This window comes from Amycolatopsis sp. MEPSY49 (assembly GCF_051337345.1).
Classification (GTDB): Bacteria; Actinomycetota; Actinomycetes; order Mycobacteriales; family Pseudonocardiaceae; genus Amycolatopsis.
On the sequence record NZ_JBDLYJ010000009.1, the window covers coordinates 305,050 to 327,598 of the forward strand.

Sequence of the window (22,549 nt, forward strand, 5' to 3'; positions counted from 1 at the left end):
GTCCGAAGAGACGACGCTGGCCGACCTGGCCGCGCTGGGCCAGGCCGCGACCGAGCTGCTCGCCCAGATCACCGAGCAGCTGGCGACCGCCGCGTCACGGCGCTGAAACCGGCCAGCGGCGCCAGACCGCCACGTGCAGGATCACCGCCAGGCTGAGCGCGTTCAACGTCGTGTGCGTCGTCCACGCCGCGACCAGCCGGTCCGGCACCCCGGCCCCGCGCGCCACCAGCGGGACGAGCCACCCCAGCGCCGCCGTCAGCAGCGTCACCACCACCAGGACCGTGCCGCGGCCCGGCACCGGCGTCAGCCGGATCCCCGGCCACGCCTCGAAGAGCATCGCCACGACGAGCACCGACGCGATGACCGCACCGGCGACCGGCGCGGTCCAGTCCCCGGGTAGCGCGAGGTAGCCCGCCCAGGCACAGGCGACGACCGCGGCGTGCGCCGTCGCGAGCCGGACCGCGCGCCGCCGGATCCGGGCGAACGGCCAGCCGCGCAACGCCACGTACCAGACCATCTGCGCGGCACCCAGCACCGCGAACCACGCGCCGTAGTCCTCGCCCGGCACGAGGCCGGTCCCGACCAGGCCCCGGTACAGCACCCACCCGGCGATCCAGCACACCGCCAAGGCCGCGACGCCCGGCCAGCGCACACCCCGGCCGCGCACCGGCCAGCCCTCGCCGACCAGCGTCACCTGCAGCATCAGCGTGAAGATGCCGGCCGCCAGCGGTACGGCCGCCGTCCCGGTGACGGCTCGGCCGAGCAGCGTCAGCGCCGCTCCCCCGGCCGCCACGAGCGCCGTGTCGGAGAGGCCGGGCCAGCCGCCGCGCAGGAGCGTGCCCGGCCAGTCCTCCCACCAGAACGCGATCATCGCGACGATCGGCAGCGCGAAGGTGACCGGCGGTCCGAGCACCTCCAGCGAGCGCACCGGGCCGCCGGCGCCCGCCGCCAGCAGCGCGGCCACCGGCAGGACGAACACCAGGCCGAGCAGCCCGCGCCGGGGTTGCGCCCGGCGCGCACCGGCCAGGGCTTCCGGGCTCAGCGCGTCCGGCCGGCAGACCGCCGGGCGGTCGTCCGTCTTCCGCGCGGAGGACGCCTGGTCAGAGGACGTCATCGAGGCGGATCGGCAGCCGGTGGTGCCGCCGTCCGGTGGCGTGGTGCACGGCGTTGGCCACCGCGGCCGCGACGCCGACCATCGCGACCTCGCCGAGCCCCTTCACCCCGACCGGGTTGAACCGCAGGTCGGGCTCGTCCACGAAGTCGACGTCGATCCGGTGGACGTCGGCGTTGACCATGATCGGGTACTCCTCGAGCGTCGAGTTGAGGAAGCCGCCGAACCGGTCGTCGGCCAGGCTCTCCTCGCGCAGCGCCCCGCCGATGCCCCACACCACGCCGCCGCGGACCTGGCTCGCCGCGGTGACCGGGCTGGCCACCCGGCCGCAGTCGACGACGCTGACCACGCGCGGCACGCGGATCCGGCACGTCGTCGGCTCCACGCGGACCTCGACGAAGTGGGCGATCCAGCTGAACGTGCTGAACTCGGGGTAGACCGGGCCGGCGATGGCGAGGTGCCCCGACTTCGACTGGTCCACCATCTCCGGGCCCTGCCCCGGCCCGACCGTGGCCGCTTCGACCTCGACCGGGTGCCCCGCGCGTCCGACGGCCTGGGCGACGTCGACCGCGCCGGTGTCCGCGGCGTCCAGGTGCTTGCGCAGTTCCCGCAGTCCGGCGTGGACGGCCGGCAGCGCGGTCGCCGTCCCCCACGAACCCGCCGTGAGGTGCTGCGGCGCGAACCGGGTGTCGCCGACGCGGACTTCGACGTCGCCCACCGGGATACCGAGGTCCCCGGACACGAGCAGCGCGATCGCCGACCGGATGCCCTGGCCCATCTCGTGGCCGTCGACGCCGACCGTCACGCGGCCGTTGGCGTACGCGGTCAGGTGCGCGACAGCGGGCGCGACGTTGCCGGGGTAGTTGCCCGCGGCGACGCCCCAGCCGACGAGCGAACCATCGGCCGCGCGCATCGAGCCGGGCTCCGGGTTCCGGTCCGCCCAGCCGAACCGCTCGGCCCCGCGGCGGAGGCACTCGGCGAGGAACCGGGTGGAGAACGGCCGCCCGGTCACCGGGTCGGTCATCGTGTCGTTGGCCAGGCGCAGCGCGACCGGGTCCTGGCCGGTGGCGTAGGCCAGCTCGTCGACCGCCGACTCGAACGCGAACATCGCCGAGCTTTCGAACGGCGCCCGCATGTAGCCAGGCGTCTGCACGTCGGTCTGCACGAGCCGGTGCCGGCCCCGGAAGGCCGGGAAGCCGTAGAGCCGCGAGGTGACCTCGGTGTGCATCGCCGGGAACAGGTCGTGCCGCGACGTCTGCTGGTCGACCTCGTGGACGGCGGCGAGGATCTTGCCGGACTCGTCCGCGCCGAGCCGCACGCGGTGCCGCGTCGCGGGCCGGAAGCTGCCGTTGTGGAAGGTCTGGGTGCGGGCCAGCACGAGCTTGACCGGCCGCCCGAGCCGCCGCGCCACCAGGGCGAGCGGGCCGAGGTGCGGCTGGAGCGAGTTCTTCTGGCCGAAGCCGCCGCCGACGTACGGCGAGCGCACTTCGATGTGCGCGGGGTCGAAGCCGAGTTGCTGGGCGAGCCCGGCCCGGACCGCGGCGGCGTTCTGGGTGCCCTCGTGCACGACGAGCGTCTCGCCCCGCCACTCGACGACGGCGCCGTTCAGCTCCATCGGCACCGCGTGCTGCGCGGCGTGCTCGTAGGTGCGCTCGATCCGGACCGGGCTCGCGTCGACCGCCGCGTCCGCGTCGCCGACCTTGATGTCGGCGAGGAACGGCAGCGGGATCGCCTCTTCCTGGACCAGGGTGGTCGCGCCTTCGGCGTCGAGGTGGACGGCGAAGGGCTCGGGCTCGTACTCGGCGGTGACGAGCTCGGCGGCTTCGGTCGCGGCGACCAGGGTGTCCGCGACGACGAGCGCGATCGGCTGGCCGCGGTAGGCGATGTGGTCGTCCAGCAGCGGCTGCAGGCTCTGGAAGGAGAACCCGCCGCCCATGATGAACCCGGGCCCGCCCAGCTCTTCGGCGTCGAAGCGGGTCACGACGAGCAGGACGCCCGGCACGGCCTCGGCCGCCGTGGTGTCCACATGCGACACCCGGCCGCGGCCGGTTTTCGCCAGGGCGAGCGTGGCGTGGGCGACGCCGTCCGGGACGCGGTCGGTGCCGTAGGCGGCCTGGCCGGTGACCTTCTCGTAGGCGTCCACGCGGCGCGTGTCGGTCATCGGGTGGCTCTCTCCCCGGCGATGCGCACGGCGTCGGCGACCGTGCGGATGCCCAACTCGACTCGGAATCCGTTGTAGGTGCCGGGCCGCGCGCCGGCGAAGGCGATCTCCCCGGCGTGCCGGGCGGCTTCGGCGGTCAAGGGCGCGCCGCGCAGGGCGCGTTCGGCGTCCTCGGCCCGCCACGGCCGCGTGGCGACGCCGCCGAGCGCGACCCGGCAGTCCCCGATCACGCCGTCTTCGACGGTCAGCGCGACCGCGGCGGAGGCGAGCGCGAAGGCGTAGGACTCGCGGTCGCGGATCTTCAGGTAGGTGGAGCCGCGGCCGGCGGGCGTCGCCGGGACGCGGATCCGCAGGATCAGCTCGTCGGCGTCGAGGGTGTGTTCGCGCGCCGGGTCGTCGCCCGGTTCGACGTGCAGGTCCTCGAGGGCGACCGTGCGTTCGCCGCGGGGACCGACGACGTCGACGACCGCGTCGAAGGCGAGCAGCGCGACGGCCCAGTCGCCGGGGTAGGTGGCGATGCACGCGTCGCTGGTGCCGAGCAGCGCGTGGGTGCGGTCGTGGCCGTCCCGCGCCGCGCAGCCGCTGCCGGGTTCGCGCTTGTTGCAGGGGAACTCCGGGCCGCCGCGGAAGTAGCCGCACCGGGTGCGCTGCAGCAGGTTCCCGCCGACGGTGGCCATGTTGCGCAGCTGCTGGGACGCGGCCCGCCAGAGCGACTCGGACAGGGCCGGGTACCCGTCGCGGACGGCCGGGTGGTCGGCGACGTCGGCCATCCGGGCGCCGGCGCCGAAGGAAAGCTCGTCGTCGCCGGCGTCGATGGTGGTCAGCTCGGGCAGCCGGTGCACGTCGACGACGGCGGGCGGGGTCTCGATGCCGAGCTTCATGAGGTCGTAGAGCGTCGTACCGCCGGCGAGGACCTTCGTGCCGGGGACGGCGTCGCGGAGGGCGTCGACGGCGTCGGCGAGGCTGCCGGGCGCGACGTAGGCGAAAGGACGCATCAGCCCTCCTTCCGTGCGTCGGCGGTCTGCCGGACGGCGGCAACAATGCCGACGTAGGCACCGCAGCGGCACAGGTTGCCGCTGAGGTATTCGCGGATCTGGTCGTCGTCTTCCGCGTGGCCCTCGGCGATGCAGGCGAGGCCGGACATGATCTGGCCGGGCGTGCAGTAGCCGCACTGCAGCGCGTCGTTGTCGACGAAGGCCTGCTGCAGCGGGTGCAGCGCCCCGCCGGGGCCGGCGACGCCCTCGATGGTGGTGACATCCTGCCCGGCGGCCTGCACGGCCGGGGTCAGGCAGGAGACCACGCGACGGCCGCCGAGGTGCACGGTGCAGGCACCGCAGTGGCCCTGGTCACAGCCCTTCTTGGTGCCGGTCAGGCCGAGCCGTTCGCGCAGCACGTCGAGGAGCGACTCACGCGGATCGAGCTCGAGCCGGACGGCCTCGCCGTTGACGATGATTTCCGGAGTGGACACGCCGGCGACGCTAACCCGCGTCCGGGGCCCGGCGCTTTCCCGTGATTGCGATGGGAGGGGCCGTTTATTGCTGGTACCGCACGGCGGCCCGGTAGGCCGACGGCGACTGTCCGATTTGGGCCCGGAAGGCCGAAGCGAACCGGGAGGGGGTCGCGAATCCGCACGCCTGTGCGATCTCCGTGACGGAGAGCTCACCGCGTTCGAGGTGCCGGCAGGCCCGTTCCACCCGGATGCGGGTGAGGTACCGGTAGGGGGTCTGCCCGGTGGCGGTCTTGAAGACGCGCAGGAAGTGAAACGGGCTCAGCTCCGCGGCGGCGGCCATGTCCGCCAGCGACAGCGGCAGGTGGTGGTTGTCGCGGATGAACTGAACGGCCCGCCGCGTCCGCAGCTCGTCCCGCCCGAACTCGCGAGGCGCCGGCGCGGCGGCGTGCCGGGTGAGCAGGTGAACGGCGAGAAAGGTGGCGGCGGACTCGGCGTACAGCTCATCGGCCCCGGCGAGGGCGGCGGACCGGAGGGCCCCGATGACGGAAGCCAGCACGGGATCCTCGACGGAGAGGGCATCGGGCCGGCCGAGCCGGCCGGCGTCCCGGCCCCAGAGGTCGAGGGCGGTGCGGTCGACGAGGGCCCCGGGGAGGTGCACATGCGTGGTTTGCGTGCGATCGGCACCGCGCCAGCGGATCCGCGTCGGATGCCCGGGAGCGGTGAGCCCGATCGACCCGGGCCCGTAGTCCGCCCGCCGCCAGGTCGCGCCGTGCCGCGACTCGATGGTGTTGGAGCCTTGGTTGACGAGCACGAGGATTTGGTCATCGATGGCCGGAAGGTCGAGTTCGGCGGCTTCGGCGTTGTCGAGAAGCCGGACGAGCACCCCGGACCAGCCGTTGTCCCGGCGGCTGCACAACCGCACCCGGGCAGCGGCTCCCGGATCGAACGTCAAGGCTTCGGACACGCGACTCCTTCGGACCGACGTGCCGACCCTAACAGGGGGTTCGGATTTGAACCCTTCGGTAGATTCGGTCTGGGGACGGGAGCTGGTGCCTGGTTGGCTGCTCGCGGGCGGTATGACCGGCTGCGGCCGGCTCTGATGTGCGCAGTCTCGGCGGCTTGGCCGGCCTACGCCCGAGGCTGTGGTTGGAGTTGCGATGCTCGGCCGGCCTGGTTGGCTCTGGTTCGCGAAGTCTGGACCGACCTGGCTGACCGATGGCCTCGGCTCCGATCGGAGTTGCTGCACTTGACTGCCGTGGTCGGCTCTGGTGCGCAGAGTCCAAGTGGGGTTGTTGGCGTTCAGCCGGAGCCGCGGCCGGACTCGCTGCGCTCGGTAATTGGGCTTCAGCGCGCGGAGCCCTGTGGGCGCGGCGGGCGTTCACCGCGAGCGGCGGCCGAGGTGCTGCGCCCGGCTGGCGTAGTTGGTCCTGGTGCGCGGAGCCTGGCGGGCTCGGCCGATGCTCGGCGCGAGCGGCGGCCTAGCTACTGTGCCGGTCCGGCGTAGTTGGTTCTGGCGTTCGGAGCCAGGCGGGCTTCGCTGATGCTCGGCGCGAGCGGCGGTCTGAGGTGCTGTGCCGGGCTGGCGTAATTGGTCCTGATGCAGGGAACCTCAGTGAGCACGGCTGTTGCTTGACGCGGGCAGCGGTCTGAGCTGCTGCGCCAGACTGGCGCAGTTAGTCCTGATGCACGGAACCTAGTGGGCACGGCCGGTGTACAGCGCAAGCAGCGGATTGACTGCTCTGCCCGGCTGGCGTGTTTGGCTCTGGCGTGCGGGGTCTACGCCGGTTTGTTGGCGTTCAGTCGGAGCAGCGGCCAGAGTCGCTCGACCGGCGAATTTGGTTCTGGCGCGGGGAGCCTCGTGGGCTCGGCGGGCGTTCAGCGCGAACGGCGATCTGAGGTGCTGTGCCCTTAGCCGGTGCAGTGGTTGGAGTTTCCCCGTTCGGCGGGAAGTGCAGCTCGGGTTGACTTTGCCTTGGGAGATGAGCGGTGATGTGAGCCGACGCTTGGGCGGGTTTGTGATCTGGGCGTGGGTGTAGGCCCGTAGCCGTCTGGCTGCGGGCCTTTCCCGTGTTCGGTTATCTCATGCTGCGAAGGGCAGCGGGTCATGCAAGTTGTTGCGCCTGGGTTTTCGTTCCTTGTCCAAGAACGCTGGTGGCAGGAACTCGGGGAGGCCGTCGGCGGCGATGCGGACTTCCCAGCCGGAGCGGTGCAGGAGCCGGTGGTGGTGGGCGCACATCAACACCAGGTTGTTCAAATCTGTCCGGCCGCCCTCGGACCAGTGATGGATGTGATGCCCCTGGCAATGCCTCGGCGGGCGGTGGCAACCCGGGAACGCGCAGCCCCGGTCACGCAGGTAAAGCGCTCGGCGCAGGCCAGCGGAGATCAGGCGGCGGAGGCGACCCAGGTTCAGTGGCTCGCTTTTCTCGCCCAGCACCGCGGGGATGATCATGGCATCGCAGGCGTGGACCCGGGCCTCGGCCGCGGTTATGGTGCCGGTGTCGCCGAGGGTGGCCTGCCCGAGACCGGACTTGAGGTCGTTGAGGTGTACCGCGACCATGACGTGGGCTCGTTCGCCGGCCTGCATCGGCAGGTTCGGGGAGTTGAGGGCCAGGTCGATCGCGTCGGAGAAGGCGTCGCCGTAGCGTTCCTGCGGCGATCGCAGGTCGGCGCCTTCGCCGGTGGTAGTGCGGCGTTCGGCCAGCGCGTCGAGCAGGGCGCTGGCTCGGGTTCCCGTTTCGTCGTCGAAGCGGCCGTGCAGCTCCCAGACCCCGGTTCTTTTGCGGCGGAGGGACAGTTCGCGGTCGGGGATCGTGGGTTCGGTGGTGTCGGGTTCGGGGCCGTCGGGGTCGAGGTGGGCGATGATGCGGGCGCCCAGGGCGGCGACCTGTTTGTGGCCCGCGTCGGCGGCCAACCCCAGGAGGTGGTGTTCGGCGTCCTCGCGATGCTCGGGCGGGATCTGAGTCAGGGCACCGACGATGGTGTCGATCATCGGGTTGCTCAGGCGGCCTTCCGCGGCGGCAGCAGCGGTCGCGGGGGCGACGGTAGGGGTGCTGTCGAGGTGATGGCCGGGGTGGAGGGAGCGGGCGCGTTTGACCATCGTCTCCGCGGCGGACTTGGGGATGTCGGCCAGGTGCTCGAGCAAGCGCGCCACCGAGCGGTAGCCGAACAGCTCCATCACCCCGCGGGACTCGATCTCCACCAGCAACGCACCGATCGAAGCCTCGGCTGAACGCACCACGGTGAGCAGCGCGGAGATGCGATCGGCCAGCACCGTCGCATCCGTCTGCCACACCGCTTCCGTTGCCATACAACAAGGTTAGCCGAACCCGAACGCATGATCATCACACGATCAGGTGCCGAACACGACTCCAGCAGAGGCACCACTGCGTGGGGAATCGGCGCTCTCGCACCCAGCGGCGAAAGACCATGAGAAGCGCCGATTTCCCGCGCCCCGGCGAAGCCGTCGTCTTTAGAAAGCAAGCCCGCAAAGCATCGTAACCGTAGATCCACCCGTTGTCCCGCAACGGATCCCCCACCGCGAACGCCACCGTCTGGGAGATGGTTCACCTCCGCACGCCCATGGCTGACCTCCTGCAACCGCGTGGTCCGTGGCATCCGCAAAGCCTCGTACCGCCGCAAAGCCTCCTCTGAAGAAGCCGATGCCAAGCACTGAGCCAGCACCGCCGCGTCCTCGACCGACTGAGCGGCTCCCTGGCGGTGGACGATCCGACAACGCCCCACGACCCGGCGTCCCACCCGCGCGGATCAACTCGGCCAACCGCGGGTCCCAGCCCGAAAACTCGGCCAGGAACTCCTCGACCGTGGCCGTCGCCGTCCAGGACTCCACCGAATAGCCTCCCGCCGGGGCGAACGCCACCAAGTTGACCGGCCTGCCACCCGACACCGGGTAGTGCACCAAATGGTGCCCCGGCCCGATCCACAACGTCTGCGCGGGACGGCGGGCCAGAGGCGGCGCCTTCGACCGACACGCAGCGCCGCCCGATGGACCGTGTACGTACGCTCGCCGTACCACGCTTCGCACGGCACACCGCGTCGGCGGGCAACGCGTCCAGCTCACGCAGGAGACGCGCCAGGTTCGGCGCGACGACCAAGCCGGCCGACCCCCTTCGTACACAGTGGACCACAGCCCGGCCCGGCTCAGGAAGGCGGCGGTGGCGAGACCGCCGATCACGGCGATTTCCGTGCGGCCCGCGAGAATCCGGCGGCCCTCGCGGTCCTGGGAGTGACAGGACCAGGCGCGGGCCCGCGGCGCGACCTACAGTCGAGGCATGACCGACGAGCCGAACCTGCTGGGCGACCACCTCCGCGCCCGCCGCGAGCTGCTCACCCCCGCGCAGGCGGGCATCCCGGTCGGCGGCGTGCGGCGGGTGCCCGGCCTGCGCCGGGAAGAGGTCGCGATGCTGGCCGGCATCAGCGCCGACTACTACCTGCGCCTGGAACAGGGCCGCGACCGCAACCCGTCCCGCGCGGTGCTGGAGTCGCTGGCCCGCGTGCTGCAGCTCGACGACGACACCACCGCGTACCTCGTCAGCCTCACCGAAGCGAAACCCCGCCGGCCGCGCCGGCGCCGCAAGGAACGCGTCCCGCCGAGCACCGTCAAGTTCCTGGCCGCCCTGTCGCTGCCGGCGTTCGTCGAAGGCCGCTACCTCGACGTGCTGGCGGCGAACCCGCTCGCCGCGGCGATCTCGCCCCGCCTCGTCGCGGGCGCCAACCGGCTGCGGGACGTCTTCCTCGACCCGGCCGAGCAGGCGCTCTTCCCCGACTGGGAGCTCGCCACGCGGGACCTGGTCGCCGGCTTCCGCCAGTCGGTCGGGACCGAGACGCAGGACCCGCGGTTCATCGAGCTCGTCGGCGAGCTTTCGCTGGCCAGCCCCCGGTTCCGGGAGCTGTGGGCCCGCCACGACGTCGCGAACCGGCGGGGCGCGACCGTGCGGTTCGACCACCCGCAGGTCGGCGAGCTCGTGCTGAACCGGGAAAAGCTGCTGGTCAGCGAAGCCCCGGGGCTCGTGCTCGCCGTCTACCACCCCGACCCCGGCACGGACGCCGCGGACAAGCTCGCCCTGCTGGCCTCCGCGGCCCTTCCGGCCACCACCCGCACCACGACCGAACAGGAAAACCACGCATGAGCAAGCTCGCCCTCGTCACCGGCGCCACCTCCGGGATCGGGCAGGCGTACGCCGCACGCCTCGCCGCCGACGGCCACGACCTGGTCGTCGTCGGGCGGCGGCAGGACCGGCTGGACGCGTTCGCCGCCGCCCACACCGGCGTCAAGGTCCGCACGGTGGCCGCCGACCTGTCCACCGACGACGGCATCGACGCCGTCGCGGAGATCGCCGCCGCCGAACCGCTCGACCTGCTGGTGAACAACGCCGGCGTCGCGCACTACATGCCGCTGGCCGACCTGCCCGCCGCCAAAGCCCGTGAGCTGGTCAAGGTCAAGGTCCTCGCGCCGACCCTGCTGGCCCGCGCGGCCGTCGCGGGCATGCGGGAACGCGGCCGGGGCGCGATCGTCAACGTGGCGGGCATGATCGCTTTCAGCGGCCCGGCGCCGCACTCGCAGATGCCCCGCCGCGCGGTCTACGCGGGTTCGCTCGCCCACTTGGTCACGCTGTCGCAGACCCTCAGCGCCGAACTCGAAGGCACCGGCGTCCGGGTGCAGGTGGTGTGCCCGGGGGTGGTCGCGACGGAGTTCCACGAGCGCCAGGGCATGGACCTCAGCGCGGTCCCCCGGATGAGCGCGGCCGACGTCGTCACGGCGTCACTGCGCGGCCTGGAGCTGGGTGAGGTCGTGTGCGCACCGGGCGTCGAGGACACGAGCCTGCTGGAGACGGTTTTCCGCGCCGAGCTGGCCGCTTTCGGCGGCCAGAGCACGGAACTCGCCACCCGCTACCGGGACGGTCAGATCTCGTAGGTGACCTCGGCGAGCCCGACGTTGACGCTCTTGACCCGGATCTCCAGGAGCGACAACGTGTTCGCGGGCCAGCTCACCCGCGCGGTGGCGCCCTTGCCGCAGCCGAGTGACTCCCACGGCCGCGGCGAGCGCACGCTGGCCATCCGGCCGTCCACGCAGGCCCGCTGCTGCGTGCCGGCCTCCACGAACCAGGTGACTTCGAGGTAGCCGCGCCACTGCGGCGGGCTGGTGAAGCTGCACGACTTCGACACGGCCCCCCACTTCACGGGGAACCCGACCGCGGCACCGCGGCAGAAGACGTCCGAACGGCTCGCCGCGGCGGCCGGGGCCGCCGGCGAAGCCAGCGCCAGCAGGATGACGACCAGTACTCCCCAAGATCGTTTCATCGTTCGAGGCTAACGCCGCGGCACGCGTTTCCCCGTCACTCGAACGGTTCTTTCTCCCTCAAGGGACGACCAGAACCGGCCAGTGGCCCGCCCGGATGAGCTTCGTCGCGACCGAACCCGCGAAGCGGTGGCCGGCCTTCTGGGACGCGCCGACCACGACCGTGTCGGCCTGGCAGCGATCGGCCGTGTCGCGCAACGCCGTGTACGGGTCGCCGTATGTCTTCACCAGCGTCACCGCGATCCGCAGCTCCTCGGCCGCCGAACGCATCTGGTCGCGCAACTCGGCATACAGGTGCGTCGCCGTGTCGTGCTCCAGGACCGCTGCGACCGCCGGCCGCAGCGGGGCCAGCGGCGCGGGGCACGCCACGAACACGACGATGAGCCTGCTCCCCTGGCGGCGGGCCATGCCGAACGCGAAGGCCGCCGCCCGCATGGCCGTGTCCGTGCCGTCGACGCCGGCCAGGATGGCCCGCGCCGGGGTGTCCCGGCGCGGGCCGAAGCGCTCCACAGTGGACTCGAACGCACCGGGGCCGCCCATCGCCGGCTCCCCTAGCCCACCACTGCGTCGGACGCCGGTTCGCCGGCCTGTTCCGAAACGTCGATGGTCGTGCGCAGCGTGATCGGCTTCAGCAGCAGCGCCGCGATCACCCCGACGACGGCCACCGCCGCGGAGATCAGGAAGATGTGCGCGGTCGCGTCGCCGTACACGGTGTGCACCACCGCCTGCACCTGCGGCGGCAGCGCCTTGAGGTTCAGCGCGCTGACCCCGCCGGTCGACGCCTGCCCTTCGGGCACGTGCAGCGCCGTGGCGAGGTCGGCGGAGACGCGGTTCGCCAGCACGGCGCCGAGCACCGAGACGCCGATGGTGCCGCCGAGCGAGCGGAAGAACGTCACCGACGCGCTCGCCGAGCCGAGGTCGCGCAGCGGGACGTCGTTCTGCACGGCCAGCACGAGGTTCTGCATCGTCATGCCGACGCCGATGCCCACGACGGCCATCGCGATCCCGACGATCCACAGCGGCGTGGCGTGGTCGACCATGCCGAGCCCGAGGAAGCCGAGCACCAGGACGATCGCGCCGGACACGATGTACGGCTTGATCCTGCCGGTGCGGCTGATCAGCCGCCCGGACACCGTCGAGGACACGAGGACGCCGGCCATCAGCGGCATGGTCAGCAGCCCGGCCTCGGTCGGGGTGTACCCACGGCCGATCTGGAAGTACTGGCCGAGGAACACCGCGCCGCCGAACATCGCCATGCCGACCGCGAGGCTCGCGATGATCGCGAGCGCGGGCGTCCGCTGGACGACGATGTGCAGCGGCACGACCGGTTCGCGGACCTTCTTCTCGACCACCACGGCGACCGCGAGCAGCACGAGCCCGGCCGCGACCATGACACCGGTCTGCCAGGAGATCCAGTCGAACGAGTTGCCGACGAACGACACCCAGATCAGCAGGACGCTCACGCCGGCGGCGATGAAGCCGGCGCCGAAGTAGTCGACCTGGACGTTCTCGCGGCGCACGGTCTCCAGCTTGAGGGTGCGCTGCAGCACGACGAACGCGAGCACCGCGATCGGCACGCCGACGAAGAAGCACCAGCGCCAGCCCAGCCACGGCACGTCCACGATCAGGCCGCCGAGCAGGGGGCCGCCGACGGTCGCGACGGCCATCACGGCGCCGAGGTAGCCGTTGTACCGGCCGCGCTCCCGCGGCGGGATGATCGCCGCGATCACGACCTGGACCAGCGCCTGCAGCCCGCCGACGCCGATGCCCTGGAACGCCCGCGCGGCGATCAGCTGCCCGGTGTCCTGGCTGAACCCGCTGATCATCGAGCCGGCCACGAAGATCACGATCGCGACCTGCACGAGGGTCTTCTTGTTGAACAGGTCCGCGAGCTTGCCCCAGATCGGGGTGGTGGCGGTGGCGGCCAGCAGCGTGGCCGTGACGACCCAGGTGTACTGCGTCTGCGTGCCGTTCAGCGAGCCGATGATCAGCGGCAGCGACGTCGACACGACGGTCGAGCTGATCATGGCCACGAACAGCGCGAGCAGCAGCCCGGACAGCGACTCCAGCACCTCGCGGTGCCGCATCGACCCGGACGAGTCGGTTCTATCGGACTTCATGGCATCCCTTCGCACGTTCCGGACCATCATTGCCCATTGGGCAAACTTGCACAATGGGCAAACTATTCCGGGGGTTACTCTGTGCGCATGGACACCCTCGACACGCTCCGCAGCCGCAAGAAGGCGGCGACGCGGCAGTCGTTGCACGAGGCCGCGCTGCGTCTGGCGATGGAGCGCGGGCTGGACGGCGTGACGGTCGAGGACATCGCGGACGCGGTGGGCGTCTCGCGCCGGACGTTCTCCAACTACTTCACGAACAAGGAAGACGCGATCCTGCACGCCGACCGGGAACGGACCGGCGTGCTCGTGTCCCTGGTCGAGCACCGGCCGGCCGAAGAGCCGCCATGGCGGGCGCTGCGGACGGCCAGCCGCGAGCTGTACCACGGGCGCGCGGTCCCCGACCGCGAATGGGTGGCCCAGCTGCGCCTGCTGAGGCGCCACCCGTCCCTGCTCGCGCAGCAGGCCGGCGACCAGATCGCCCTGGAGCGCGACTTGGCCGCGGTGCTCGTCGCGCGCGGCCACGACCTCGACGAAACCTTGGCGCGCCTGATGACGGCGACGTTCCTCGCGGCCGTGCGGACCGCGAGCGTGCTGTGGCTCGAGGGATCGGCGGACCAGCCGCTGCCCGAGCTGATCGACGAGCTGCTGGGCCGCGTCGAGTTCCGCTAGGGGCGGAACGCCTTCAACGCCGTCGCGACCAAGGCGTCCGCGTAGCTTTCGGTGAGCGGGCCGGTCCGCAGCAGCCAGCGCTGGTACAGCGGCGCGTAGAGCACTTCGAGCACCAAGTCGAGGTCGGCGTCGGCGGCGAGCTGACCCGCCTGCTGAGCGCTGCGCAACCGGTCCTTCTTGGCTTCGTCGACGGGGGCGGCGAGCCGCTCGTGGTAGAGCGCGGCCAGGTCCGGGTCGTTCGCGATTTCCGTGGTGAGCGCGCGGATCGGCGCCTCGAACGCCGGGTCGGCGAACTCGGCGACGGTCGCGCGCATGACCAGGCGCAGGTCGGCTTCCAGGTCGCCGGTGTCGGGCAGCGCGGCGACCGCGCCGGACGGGTCCGCGCTCAGTTCCAGGACCGAGTCGAAGACCACCGCGCCCTTGTTCGGCCACCACCGGTAGATCGTCTGCTTGCCGACGCCGGCGCGCGCGGCGATGGCGTCGATCGACACCTTCGCGTAGCCGAGCTCGACGATCAGCTCGCGGGTCGCCGCGAGGATCGCCTGCCGGGACCGTTCACTGCGCCGGGCCGCGTCGGGCTTCTTGGTGGCCATGGCGGGAGCCTAGCGCACGACGAGACGAACCGTTCCGTCTTGACACGCTGTGGCGAGCCAGGCAGACTCGCTGTCGCAAGACGAGACGAATCGTCTCGTGACGACACGACGGGGGTGCAGCCATGACGGCTACCGAGGATCAGGTCTGGTTCGTCACCGGGGCTTCGCGCGGCCTGGGCAGGGCCATCGCCGAAGCCGCGCTCGAGGCCGGCCACCGCGTGATCGCCGCGTCCCGGACGAAAGGCACGCTCGGAGACGGTCATTCCGGCCGGCTCGTGCACATCCCGCTGGACGTGACCGACCGCGCGGCCGTGTTCGACGCGGTGCAGCGCGCGGCCACCGTTTTCGGCTGGCTCGACGTCGTCGTCAACAACGCCGGGGTGATGCTCTACGGGATGGTCGAGGAGGCCACCGAAGAGCAGGTCCGCGCGCACTTCGACGTCAACTTCTTCGGCGCGCTCTGGGTCGCCCAGGCCGTGCTCCCCCACCTCAAGGGGGGCGGCCGGCTGCTGCAGGTGACGTCGATGGGCAGCGGCGGCGGGATGGCGTCGGTCGGGTTCTACGGCGCCGGCAAGGCGGCGCTCGACGCGCTGACCGAGGCGCTGGCCATGGAAGTCGAGCGCTTCGGCGTGCGCGTGACGAACCTGCAGATGGGCGGGTACGCGACCGAACTCTTCACGAGCGGCACGACGACCACCGCGCCCGACCCCGCCTACCAGGAGCTGCGCGACGAGCTGGCGGAGATGTGGGGCGACGACGCCGGGCCGGCACCGGAGACGGCCGCACCGGTCGTGCTGCGGGTCGCCACCATGGACGAACCGCCGCGACGGCTCGTCGTCGGCGGCGCGTCGTTCGACATGGTCCGGGAGCTGGCCCGGCTGCGCGCGGAGCAGTACGCGAAGTGGGAGGACCTCAGCCGGCAGGCACCCGGCTGAGGTCCTCCCCGGCTCAGCCCAGGCCCTGCTGCGAGAGCCAGTCCTTCGCCACGTCCGCGGCCTTCTCGCCGTCGGAGTCGACGCGCTTGTTCAGGTCGCGCATCCCCTCCGTCGTGAGCTTCGCGCTCACCGCGTTGACCGCGGCCGCGAAGTCCGCGCCGCGCTCGTCGAGGACCTTCTTGGTGACGGCCGGGACGACGTTCTCGGTCGGCACCATGGACAGGTCGTCTTTCAGCGCGACGTACTTCGGGTCACCGGCCAGCGGGCTCACCGAGTCGACCGGGATGACCGTGACACCACCGGAGTCGAGCTGCTGCACGCGCGGCCCGAGCTCCTGGACGGTCTGGAACGTCGCGTTCGTCAGCTTGTAGACGTCGGTGAAGCCCTTGAAGCACGTCAGGCGCTTCTCGCACTCCGGCCCACCGGCCAGCACGACCTTGTCGAGCTTCTTCAGGTCACCGATGGTCGTGAGGCCCTTCGACTGCGCGAGGTCGGCCTTCACGATGTAGGTGTTCTTGTCCTCGGCCGCCGCGTAGTCCAGCAGCGAGACACCGCTGGGCTCCAGGAGCTTCGCCAGCTGCTCGTGCTCGCCCTTGGCGTCCTTCACCGGGTCCTTGCCGAACCCGGCGGCGATCGCCGAGCCCTGGTACTCCGGGATGAACTGCAGCTCACCGGACTTCAGCGACGGGTAGATCAGCTCCCGCGAGCCCAGGTTCAGCTTCCGCGTCACCGGGTAGCCCTTGGCCTCCAGGGCCTGGGCGTAGATCTCCGCCAGGATCTGGCTGTCGGTGAAGTTGAAGGACGCGACGACGATCGGCGCCCCGCCCTTGCCCGCCGCGGCGGGCTTGTCGTCCCCACCGCCGCACGCCGTCAGGCCCAGAGCGGCCACCGCCACCAGCGCGGCCACTCGGATGTTCCGGGTCCAGCCCACGTCCCACACTCCTCAATCACGATCGACGGTCAGGACCCTAACGAGACCCACCGACAGAAACCACATCCTGGGATTCACCCGGCGAGGTGCGCACGCAGCGTCGAGCCGGCGTACTCGGTCCGGTACCGGCCCTTGGCCTGCAGGATCGGCACGACGTGGTCGACGAACGCGGCCAGCTCGTAGGGCAGCGTCGAGCCCATGATGGTGAACCCGTCGACGGCGCCGGCGTCCTGCCAGGTGAGCACGTGGTCGGCCAGCTGCTCGGGTGTGCCCACGAAGTGGACCTGCCCCGCTCCCCCGGTCACCTTCTGCGCGATCTCGCGCAGCGACGCCTCGGGACGCTCCCGGGCCGCCGCGGCGAGTTGCTGCAGCCGCGAAGAGCCGCCCTCGGCCCGCAGCTCGGCGGGCAGCGGCGCGTCCGGGTCGAACGCGTCCGGGTCGAGGCCCGCGGTGTAGAGCGCGTTCTGCCAGCGGAACTCCGGGCTGGCCAGCTCTTCGAGCCGCTCGGCCCGGGCCTTCGCCTCGGCTTCGGTGCCGCCCAGCGTCACCATCAGCGCGGGCAGGACTCGCACCTGTGCGGGGTCACGGCCGGCCGCGCCGACCTGGGCGTCCAGCTCGGCGCGGAACTTCACCGCCGCCTCCAGCGACGGCGGCCCGGAGAACACCAGCTCGGCGTACCGGGCGGCGAGCCCGATCCCGGCGGCCGACTGCCCCGCCTGGACGAGCACCGGGCGCCCCTGCGGCGACCGCGGGAACGGCAGCACACCTTCGACGTCGTAGAACCTGCCGTGGAACCGCGGCGCGTGCAGCTTCGAGCGGTCGGCCCACACGCCGTTTTCGCGGTCGCCGACGATCGCGTCGTCGTCCCAGCTGTCCCAGGCCCGGGTGACGACGTCGACGAACTCGTGGGCGCGCTCGTACCGGTCGGCGTGGTCGGGGTGGGCCTTCTCGCCGAAGTTCGCCGCGGCCAGCGAGGTGATGGTGGTGACGATGTTCCAGCCGGCGCGGCCGCCGCTGAGGTGGTCCAGCGTGGCGAACCGGCGGGCCAGCTCCCAGGGCTTGTTGTAGGTCGTCGAGCCCGTCCCGATCAGGCCGATCTTCTCGGTGACCGCGGCCAGCGCGGACAGCACCGAGATCGGGTCGAACTGCGTCTGCGGCAGGTGCGTGACGCGGTACTCGGCGATGGCGATGTTGTCGGCGAGGAAGATCGAGTCCATCAGGCCGCGCTCGGCGGTCCGCGCGATGTCCGCGTAGTACGGCAGCCCGAGCACGCCGCGGACGTCGTCCTCGACGACCCGCCACGCGGACTCGTGGTAGCCGTTCGGCCAGATGAAGGCGTTGAAGTGCAGGGACTTCCCGGTCACAGTGAGGCTCCTTCGATGCGGCCCGCCGCGTCGGCGGTGGTGCGGCCGTGGACGGCGGGGCGGCCGCCGTACGGGTCCTGGTCGGTCCACAGTGCCGTCGGCGCGGCCGCGCGGACCACCGGCACGACTTCGGCGGCGAAGCGCTCGAGCATGGCCAGCTGCTGCTCGTGCGGGATCATGGTCGGCAGGCTGAAGGACTGCAAGTCGTGCCCGAACGCCTCGTGCCACCAGAGGATCTTCTCGGCGATCTGCCGCGGGCTGCCGACCAGCACGGGCCCGCGCGCGATCGCGTCGTCGATGGTCGGGAACTCCATCGCGTTGCCCGGCGTGTGGTTGCCCGGCTGGTTGAAGAACTCGACGATCTTTTCGTAGGTCGGACCGAACGCCTCCCGCGCCTCCTGGGTGGTGTCGGCGAGGTAGAGGAAGCCCGCTCCGGCGCCGACGAAGGCGAACCGCGGGTCGTGGCCGTGCTCGGCATACAGCTTGCGGTAGTGCTCGATCAGCACGGTGTAGTTGTCACGCGGCTGGATCGCGTTGGCCGAAAAGAGCGGATCACCCCACTTCGCCGCCAGCTCGGCCGAGGTCAGCGTGGTCGCCGAGCCGTGCCAGACGCGGGGCGCGCCGGCGAACGGGCGCGGCAGGCTGGTCACTTCGGTCAGGGGGCCGCGAAAACGTCCTTCCCAGGTGACGTCCTCTTCGCGCCAGAGCCGGCGCAGCAGCTCGTACTTCTCGGCGAGCGCGGCCCACTGGTCGCCGTTCTCGATCCCGAACATGGGCAGCTGGCGCAGCTCGTTGCCCTTGCCGATGACCAGCTCGAGCCGGCCGCGGGAGAGCTGGTCGACGGTGGCGTAGTCCTCGGCGACCCGCAGCGGGTCGTGCACCGACAGGACCGAGACGCCGGTCTGGATCCGGACCCGGCTCGTCGTCGCGGCGATCGCGCCCAGCAGGACGGTGACGCCGCTGCTCAGGAAGTGCCCGGCGTGGCGTTCCCCGAGCGCGACGGCGTCGAAGCCGAACTCCTCCGCGTACCGCGCGGACGTCAGGGCCTGGGCGAAGCGCTCGTCGGTGCGGACCCGGCGGCCCGTCACCGGGTTGGTCAGGTGGGGCAGGATGTCCAGGACCTGGAATCTCATGGCGTGGCTCTCCGTGCTCTCCGGGCTCGCGTCGTCCCCGGTCAAACCGGATCATCGCGAGGCTATTCCCGGACGGGGCCGCGTTCCACATGGTGAGCGGTGGCCGGCCGAAGTGTCCAAAGTGGTCAGTGCACCGGGACCTGGTGCCGTCAGAAGGACCGGCGGCGGGCGTGCGCCACCCAGCGTCCGGCCACGCGGTGCACCTCGACGTCCCGCTCGTAGCAGTCCGACAGCCCCGGCCCGGTCAGCACTTCTTCGATCGGGCCCGCGGCCGTGACCCGGCCGCGGCGCACCAGGAGCGCGTGGGTCGCCGTGGCCGGCACCTCCTCGAGGTGGTGGGTCACGGTGACCGTCGCCAGCTCGGGCTGGGCGCGCGTCAGGTTCTCCAGCGCCAGCAGGAGGTCCTCGCGGCCGGGCAGGTCGAGGCCGGCGAACGGCTCGTCCAGCAGGAGCAGCAGCGGGTCGGCCATGAGCGCCCTGGCCAGCCGGACGCGGGCGCGCTCGCCCTGGGAGCACACCCGCACCGGACGGTCGGCCAGCTCGGCGCACCCGACCAGGTCCAGCAGCTTCGCCGCCCGGTCGCGCAACGCGTCGTCGTAGCGCTCCCACAACGGCAGCACGCTGCCGCTGTGCCCGGTCAGCACCACGGTGTGCGCGGTGTGGTTCTCCGCGTCGGGCAGCCGCTGGTTCGCGCCGACGAACCCGATGTGCGTCCGGACGTCGCGCAGGTCGACCGTGCCCATCCGGTGGCCGAGCACGACCGCCCGCCCGGCGCTGGGGAACCGCTGCGTCGAGGCCACGGACAGGATCGTCGACTTGCCCGCGCCGTTGCGGCCCAGCACGACCCAGCGCTCGCCGTAGCCGACGTGCCAGTTCACCCCCGAGACCAGGGGCGTCCGGCCGACGCGGACCTCGACGTCGGCGAGCGCGATCGCGGGGCCGTCGAGGTTGGGCTGGACGAAGACGGGTTTCACAAGATCGACCGTACCGGCCCCCCGCCCGTGACCTGCGTCACCTCGGTCGCCGCCGCCGGAACCCGTTCGCCGGCCCGTGAGAACAGCAGATGACACTGGGCGCAGCGAAAGGCGGGCGATGACCCCGGAAGACACCGAAGCCGACGACGACGCGAGCGTGATCGGGCGGTCGCGGACGGAACCGAGCCTGTTCGCGGTCATCTTCGACCGCCATTCGCGGCACATCCACCGCTACCTCGTCCGGCGGCTCGGGCCGACCGCGGCCGACGACGTCCTCGCCGACACGTTCCTCGTCGCCTTCAGCAAGCGGGCGAAGTTCGACCTCGCCCGGCCGGACGCGCGGCCGTGGCTCTACGGCATCGCGACGAACCTCGTCTCGCGGCAGTGGCGGTCCGAGGTGCGCGAACTGAAGCTCCGCCAAGCCGTCGGGCCGCCCGACGTCGACGCCGGGCACGCCGACCGCGTCGCCGAGCAGGTCACCGCCCAGGCCCTCGGTGCCGACCTCGACCGGGCGCTGGCCAAGCTGCGCCCGCGCGAGCGGGACGTCCTGCTGCTCGTCGCCGCGGAGGGGCTGGGCTACCAGGAGGTCGCCGAAGCCCTCGCCATCCCCGTCGGCACCGTCAAGTCGCGGCTCAACCGGGCCCGCGGCCGCGTCCGCGCCGAGCTCGACGCCCTCGACCTCGTGAAGGAGACCGCCAGCCATGGATGACCTCGACCTGATCCGCGAGCGCGCGCAGGCTGTCGGCTTCGCGCCGGCGGAGCAGCTCGCCCCCGCCCGGGAACGGCTGCTGGCCGCGGCACGCGGCGAACGACCGCACCGGTCCCGCCGCTGGTTCTGGGCCGCCGGCACCGCGATCGGCCTGGCCGCGGCGATCACCGCGGTCGTCGCGCTCGCCCCGGCCGACCGGGTGGGCATCGGCGCCGGCGTCGCGCACGCCGACCCGGTCAAGGTGCTGACCGAGGCGGCGAGCGCGGCGCTGCGGGAACCGGCCACGCCACCGCGGCCGGACCAGTTCCTGTACGTGAAGACGGAGTACCCCGACCACCACGTCCGCGAGATCTGGCTGTCGGTCGACGGCACCCGCGACGGCCTCTTGGCCAAGGACACCCCGCTGCCCGGCTGCCACGACGGCAAGGCCCCGTACTCCGGCCCGTACGACCCGAAGAAGAAGGGCACCCTGGAGGACTGCCGGCCCACCCCCGCCTACCGCGCGGACCTGCCGACGACCGCCGACGCGATGCTCGCCTACCTGCGCACCATCCCCGGCGGCAAGGACAGCGTCAGCACGATGGGCAAGAACGTGCTGGGCCTCGTCGGCGAGCGGGCCCTCACCCCCGCCTCCTACGCGGCCGTCTACCAGGCCGCGGCGAAGGCACCGGGGCTGAAGGCGCTGGACCACGTCACCGACGGCGCCGGCCGGCCGGGCGTCGGGATCACGTTTCCGGTGCCCCCGGGCTCCTCACCGGAGGCGCAGCCGATCGTGCTGGTCTTCGACGCCACGACGTACCAGTTCCTGGGCACCGAGGACAGCGCCGTGACCGTGAAGACCTTCGTCGACGAGGCGGGACAGCGGCCCTAACCGGTGACGCGGTCGTGGAAGGTCGCGAACGCCGACACCGGCTCGCGGGTGGTGCGGTGGGCCCCGAGCCGGTGGTCCTCGTCGGCGTACCCGAGCGCGATCCCGCAGACGACCACGTGGTCGGCCGGCACGTCCAGGTGCCGGCGCAGGACCGGGTGGTAGTCGATCAGCGACGCCTGCGCGCACGTGTGCAGCCCGGCTCCGCGCGCGGCGAGCATGAGCCCCTGCAGGAACAGGCCGGCGTCGACCAGCGCGCCGCGCAGGGGCAGCTTGCTGACGGTGAGGACCATGCCGACCGGCGCGCCGAAGAAGTCGTAGTTGCGCCGGTGGTGGGCGAGGCGGCCGGCGGTGTCGCCGGGCTCGATGCCGAGCGCGTCCCGGTAGAGCCCTTCGCCGAAGCGGCGACGGCGGGAGCGGAACGGCTCGGGCCACTCGTCGGCGGCGGGCTGGTAGCCGAACTCGCTCGCGGCCCGGCGGCCTTCGTCGTGCGCGCGCAGCAGGTCCGCGCTCAACGCCCGCTTGGCCGCGCCGGTCAGGACGTGCACCCGCCACGGCTGGCAGTTGGAGTTGCTGGCCGAGCGGGCCGCCAGCGCCAGCAGCCGCTCGATCTCCGCGCGGGGCACGGGATCCGGCCGGAACGCGCGGCAGCTGCGGCGGGTCAGCAGCGCGTCCTCGACGGTGGTGCTCACTCGGCCGGCGGGGTGATGTCGTAGGAGATGCGGCCCGCGGGCAGGTAGAACAGGGCGATCAGCGCGCCGCCCTTCACCTCCGGGTAGTGGTGGCTGCCGGGCCCCGGCGCGGTCCAGCCCGGGCCGCTCCAGCCGCGCGGGCCCATCAGCCGCGCGCCCGGGTCGAGCGGCACGACGAGGTTGAGCTCGCCGTAGGGGTGCTGGTGGTACTGGCCGCGGTAGGGCTCGACGCTGTCCATGTAGACGGCGGTGACGCTGAAGTAGTTCAGCACGTCCTGGGGGTCGGCGATCCGGCTGCGCCGGTACTTCGGGCCGTCGACTTCGATGTTCGCCGCCCAGCCGTCCCGGACGCCGTCGGTGATCATCCGGGCGAGGTCGTCGTAGAGCGGGCTGCCGGGGCCGTGGTTCGTGTTGAGCCAGGTCTCCAGCTCCCCGCCCGCCGTCCGGTTCTTGACGGCGTCGAGGAACGGGATGCTGCGGTCGATCAGCTGCTGGGCGGTGGTCATCGGGGGCTCCTTCCGTG

22 protein-coding genes are annotated in these 22,549 nt (G+C 72.1%); 6 read left to right on the forward strand and 16 right to left on the reverse strand.

Translation table 11 applies throughout. The annotated features are described in order from the left end of the window. Positions 1-94 precede the first annotated feature (94 nt). The 6 genes from ABFJ78_RS34560 to ABFJ78_RS34585 all read right to left on the reverse strand — a co-directional run bounded on the left by ABFJ78_RS34560 (position 95) and on the right by ABFJ78_RS34585 (position 8,029). Positions 95-1,114: a hypothetical protein gene (locus ABFJ78_RS34560; protein ID WP_436391236.1), complete on the reverse strand. Its 1,020-nt coding sequence runs from the start codon at positions 1,112-1,114 to the stop codon at positions 95-97. Beyond that, entirely contained in the window at positions 1,101-3,272 is a 2,172-nt protein-coding gene (locus ABFJ78_RS34565) for a xanthine dehydrogenase family protein molybdopterin-binding subunit (protein WP_436391238.1), read from the reverse strand. The genes ABFJ78_RS34560 and ABFJ78_RS34565 overlap by 14 nt, the downstream gene beginning before the upstream one ends. Further along, positions 3,269-4,267, reverse strand: coding sequence for an FAD binding domain-containing protein (locus ABFJ78_RS34570; protein ID WP_436391240.1), 999 nt, complete (start codon positions 4,265-4,267; stop codon positions 3,269-3,271). Before ABFJ78_RS34570 ends, ABFJ78_RS34565 begins: the two co-directional genes overlap by 4 nt. Next, on the reverse strand, positions 4,267-4,740 hold the full coding sequence (locus ABFJ78_RS34575) for a (2Fe-2S)-binding protein (protein WP_436391242.1): 474 nt from the start codon (positions 4,738-4,740) through the stop codon (positions 4,267-4,269). The genes ABFJ78_RS34570 and ABFJ78_RS34575 overlap by 1 nt, the downstream gene beginning before the upstream one ends. A gap of 64 nt (positions 4,741-4,804) precedes the next feature. Beyond that, entirely contained in the window at positions 4,805-5,686 is an 882-nt protein-coding gene (locus ABFJ78_RS34580; RefSeq protein ID WP_436391243.1) for a helix-turn-helix domain-containing protein, read from the reverse strand. A gap of 1,116 nt (positions 5,687-6,802) precedes the next feature. Further along, positions 6,803-8,029: a DUF222 domain-containing protein gene (locus ABFJ78_RS34585; protein WP_436391244.1), complete on the reverse strand. Its 1,227-nt coding sequence runs from the start codon at positions 8,027-8,029 to the stop codon at positions 6,803-6,805. A 982-nt stretch (positions 8,030-9,011) separates the two neighbouring features. On the opposite strand from ABFJ78_RS34585, the gene ABFJ78_RS34590 reads away from it, so the two are divergent. Both ABFJ78_RS34590 and ABFJ78_RS34595 read left to right on the forward strand, forming a co-directional pair. After that, a complete protein-coding gene (locus ABFJ78_RS34590; protein ID WP_436391245.1) occupies positions 9,012-9,869 on the forward strand; it encodes a helix-turn-helix domain-containing protein in 858 nt (285 codons plus the stop codon). Beyond that, positions 9,866-10,654: an SDR family NAD(P)-dependent oxidoreductase gene (locus ABFJ78_RS34595; RefSeq protein ID WP_436391246.1), complete on the forward strand. Its 789-nt coding sequence runs from the start codon at positions 9,866-9,868 to the stop codon at positions 10,652-10,654. The genes ABFJ78_RS34590 and ABFJ78_RS34595 overlap by 4 nt, the downstream gene beginning before the upstream one ends. On the opposite strand, the gene ABFJ78_RS34600 is transcribed toward ABFJ78_RS34595, so the two are convergent. The 3 genes from ABFJ78_RS34600 to ABFJ78_RS34610 are packed head-to-tail and all read right to left on the reverse strand — an operon-like array spanning position 10,642 to position 13,158. Next, on the reverse strand, positions 10,642-11,040 hold the full coding sequence (locus ABFJ78_RS34600; RefSeq protein ID WP_436391248.1) for a hypothetical protein: 399 nt from the start codon (positions 11,038-11,040) through the stop codon (positions 10,642-10,644). The genes ABFJ78_RS34595 and ABFJ78_RS34600 overlap by 13 nt on opposite strands. Before the next feature lie 58 nt (positions 11,041-11,098). Then, a complete protein-coding gene (locus ABFJ78_RS34605; RefSeq protein WP_436391250.1) occupies positions 11,099-11,578 on the reverse strand; it encodes a universal stress protein in 480 nt (159 codons plus the stop codon). 11 nt (positions 11,579-11,589) lie between these two features. Further along, entirely contained in the window at positions 11,590-13,158 is a 1,569-nt protein-coding gene (locus ABFJ78_RS34610; RefSeq protein WP_436391252.1) for an MDR family MFS transporter, read from the reverse strand. Positions 13,159-13,245: 87 nt separating this feature from the next. Here ABFJ78_RS34610 and ABFJ78_RS34615 point away from each other — a divergent pair, with 87 nt between their 5' ends. Beyond that, a complete protein-coding gene (locus ABFJ78_RS34615) occupies positions 13,246-13,827 on the forward strand; it encodes a TetR/AcrR family transcriptional regulator (protein WP_436391254.1) in 582 nt (193 codons plus the stop codon). Here ABFJ78_RS34615 and ABFJ78_RS34620 read toward each other — a convergent pair. Then, positions 13,824-14,420: a TetR/AcrR family transcriptional regulator gene (locus ABFJ78_RS34620; protein ID WP_436391256.1), complete on the reverse strand. Its 597-nt coding sequence runs from the start codon at positions 14,418-14,420 to the stop codon at positions 13,824-13,826. The genes ABFJ78_RS34615 and ABFJ78_RS34620 overlap by 4 nt on opposite strands. Before the next feature lie 122 nt (positions 14,421-14,542). Here ABFJ78_RS34620 and ABFJ78_RS34625 point away from each other — a divergent pair, with 122 nt between their 5' ends. After that, positions 14,543-15,355, forward strand: a complete 813-nt coding sequence (locus ABFJ78_RS34625) for an SDR family NAD(P)-dependent oxidoreductase (protein ID WP_436391258.1) — start codon at positions 14,543-14,545, stop codon at positions 15,353-15,355. Positions 15,356-15,368: 13 nt separating this feature from the next. Here the strand turns inward: ABFJ78_RS34625 and ABFJ78_RS34630 are convergent, their stop codons facing one another. The 4 genes from ABFJ78_RS34630 to ABFJ78_RS34645 all read right to left on the reverse strand — a co-directional run bounded on the left by ABFJ78_RS34630 (position 15,369) and on the right by ABFJ78_RS34645 (position 19,757). Then, positions 15,369-16,286 (reverse strand): ABC transporter substrate-binding protein, encoded by a 918-nt coding sequence (locus tag ABFJ78_RS34630; protein ID WP_436391260.1) that lies wholly within the window; start codon positions 16,284-16,286, stop codon positions 15,369-15,371. 74 nt (positions 16,287-16,360) lie between these two features. Then, on the reverse strand, positions 16,361-17,650 hold the full coding sequence (locus tag ABFJ78_RS34635; protein ID WP_436391261.1) for an LLM class flavin-dependent oxidoreductase: 1,290 nt from the start codon (positions 17,648-17,650) through the stop codon (positions 16,361-16,363). Beyond that, positions 17,647-18,783 (reverse strand): LLM class flavin-dependent oxidoreductase, encoded by a 1,137-nt coding sequence (locus tag ABFJ78_RS34640; protein ID WP_436391263.1) that lies wholly within the window; start codon positions 18,781-18,783, stop codon positions 17,647-17,649. Before ABFJ78_RS34640 ends, ABFJ78_RS34635 begins: the two co-directional genes overlap by 4 nt. A 149-nt stretch (positions 18,784-18,932) precedes the next feature. Further along, positions 18,933-19,757 (reverse strand): ABC transporter ATP-binding protein, encoded by an 825-nt coding sequence (locus ABFJ78_RS34645; RefSeq protein WP_436391265.1) that lies wholly within the window; start codon positions 19,755-19,757, stop codon positions 18,933-18,935. Positions 19,758-19,875: 118 nt separating this feature from the next. Between ABFJ78_RS34645 and ABFJ78_RS34650 the strand changes: the two genes are divergently transcribed. Beyond that, positions 19,876-20,466 carry an RNA polymerase sigma factor gene (locus ABFJ78_RS34650; protein WP_436391267.1) on the forward strand — a complete coding sequence of 197 codons (591 nt, stop codon included), beginning with the start codon at positions 19,876-19,878 and terminating at the stop codon, positions 20,464-20,466. After that, positions 20,459-21,337: a CU044_5270 family protein gene (locus ABFJ78_RS34655; protein WP_436391269.1), complete on the forward strand. Its 879-nt coding sequence runs from the start codon at positions 20,459-20,461 to the stop codon at positions 21,335-21,337. Before ABFJ78_RS34650 ends, ABFJ78_RS34655 begins: the two co-directional genes overlap by 8 nt. Here the strand turns inward: ABFJ78_RS34655 and ABFJ78_RS34660 are convergent. Both ABFJ78_RS34660 and ABFJ78_RS34665 read right to left on the reverse strand, forming a co-directional pair. After that, a complete protein-coding gene (locus ABFJ78_RS34660; protein ID WP_436391271.1) occupies positions 21,334-22,026 on the reverse strand; it encodes a nitroreductase in 693 nt (230 codons plus the stop codon). The genes ABFJ78_RS34655 and ABFJ78_RS34660 overlap by 4 nt on opposite strands. Further along, on the reverse strand, positions 22,023-22,532 hold the full coding sequence (locus ABFJ78_RS34665; protein ID WP_436391273.1) for a DUF4863 family protein: 510 nt from the start codon (positions 22,530-22,532) through the stop codon (positions 22,023-22,025). The genes ABFJ78_RS34660 and ABFJ78_RS34665 overlap by 4 nt, the downstream gene beginning before the upstream one ends. Positions 22,533-22,549 lie beyond the last annotated feature (17 nt).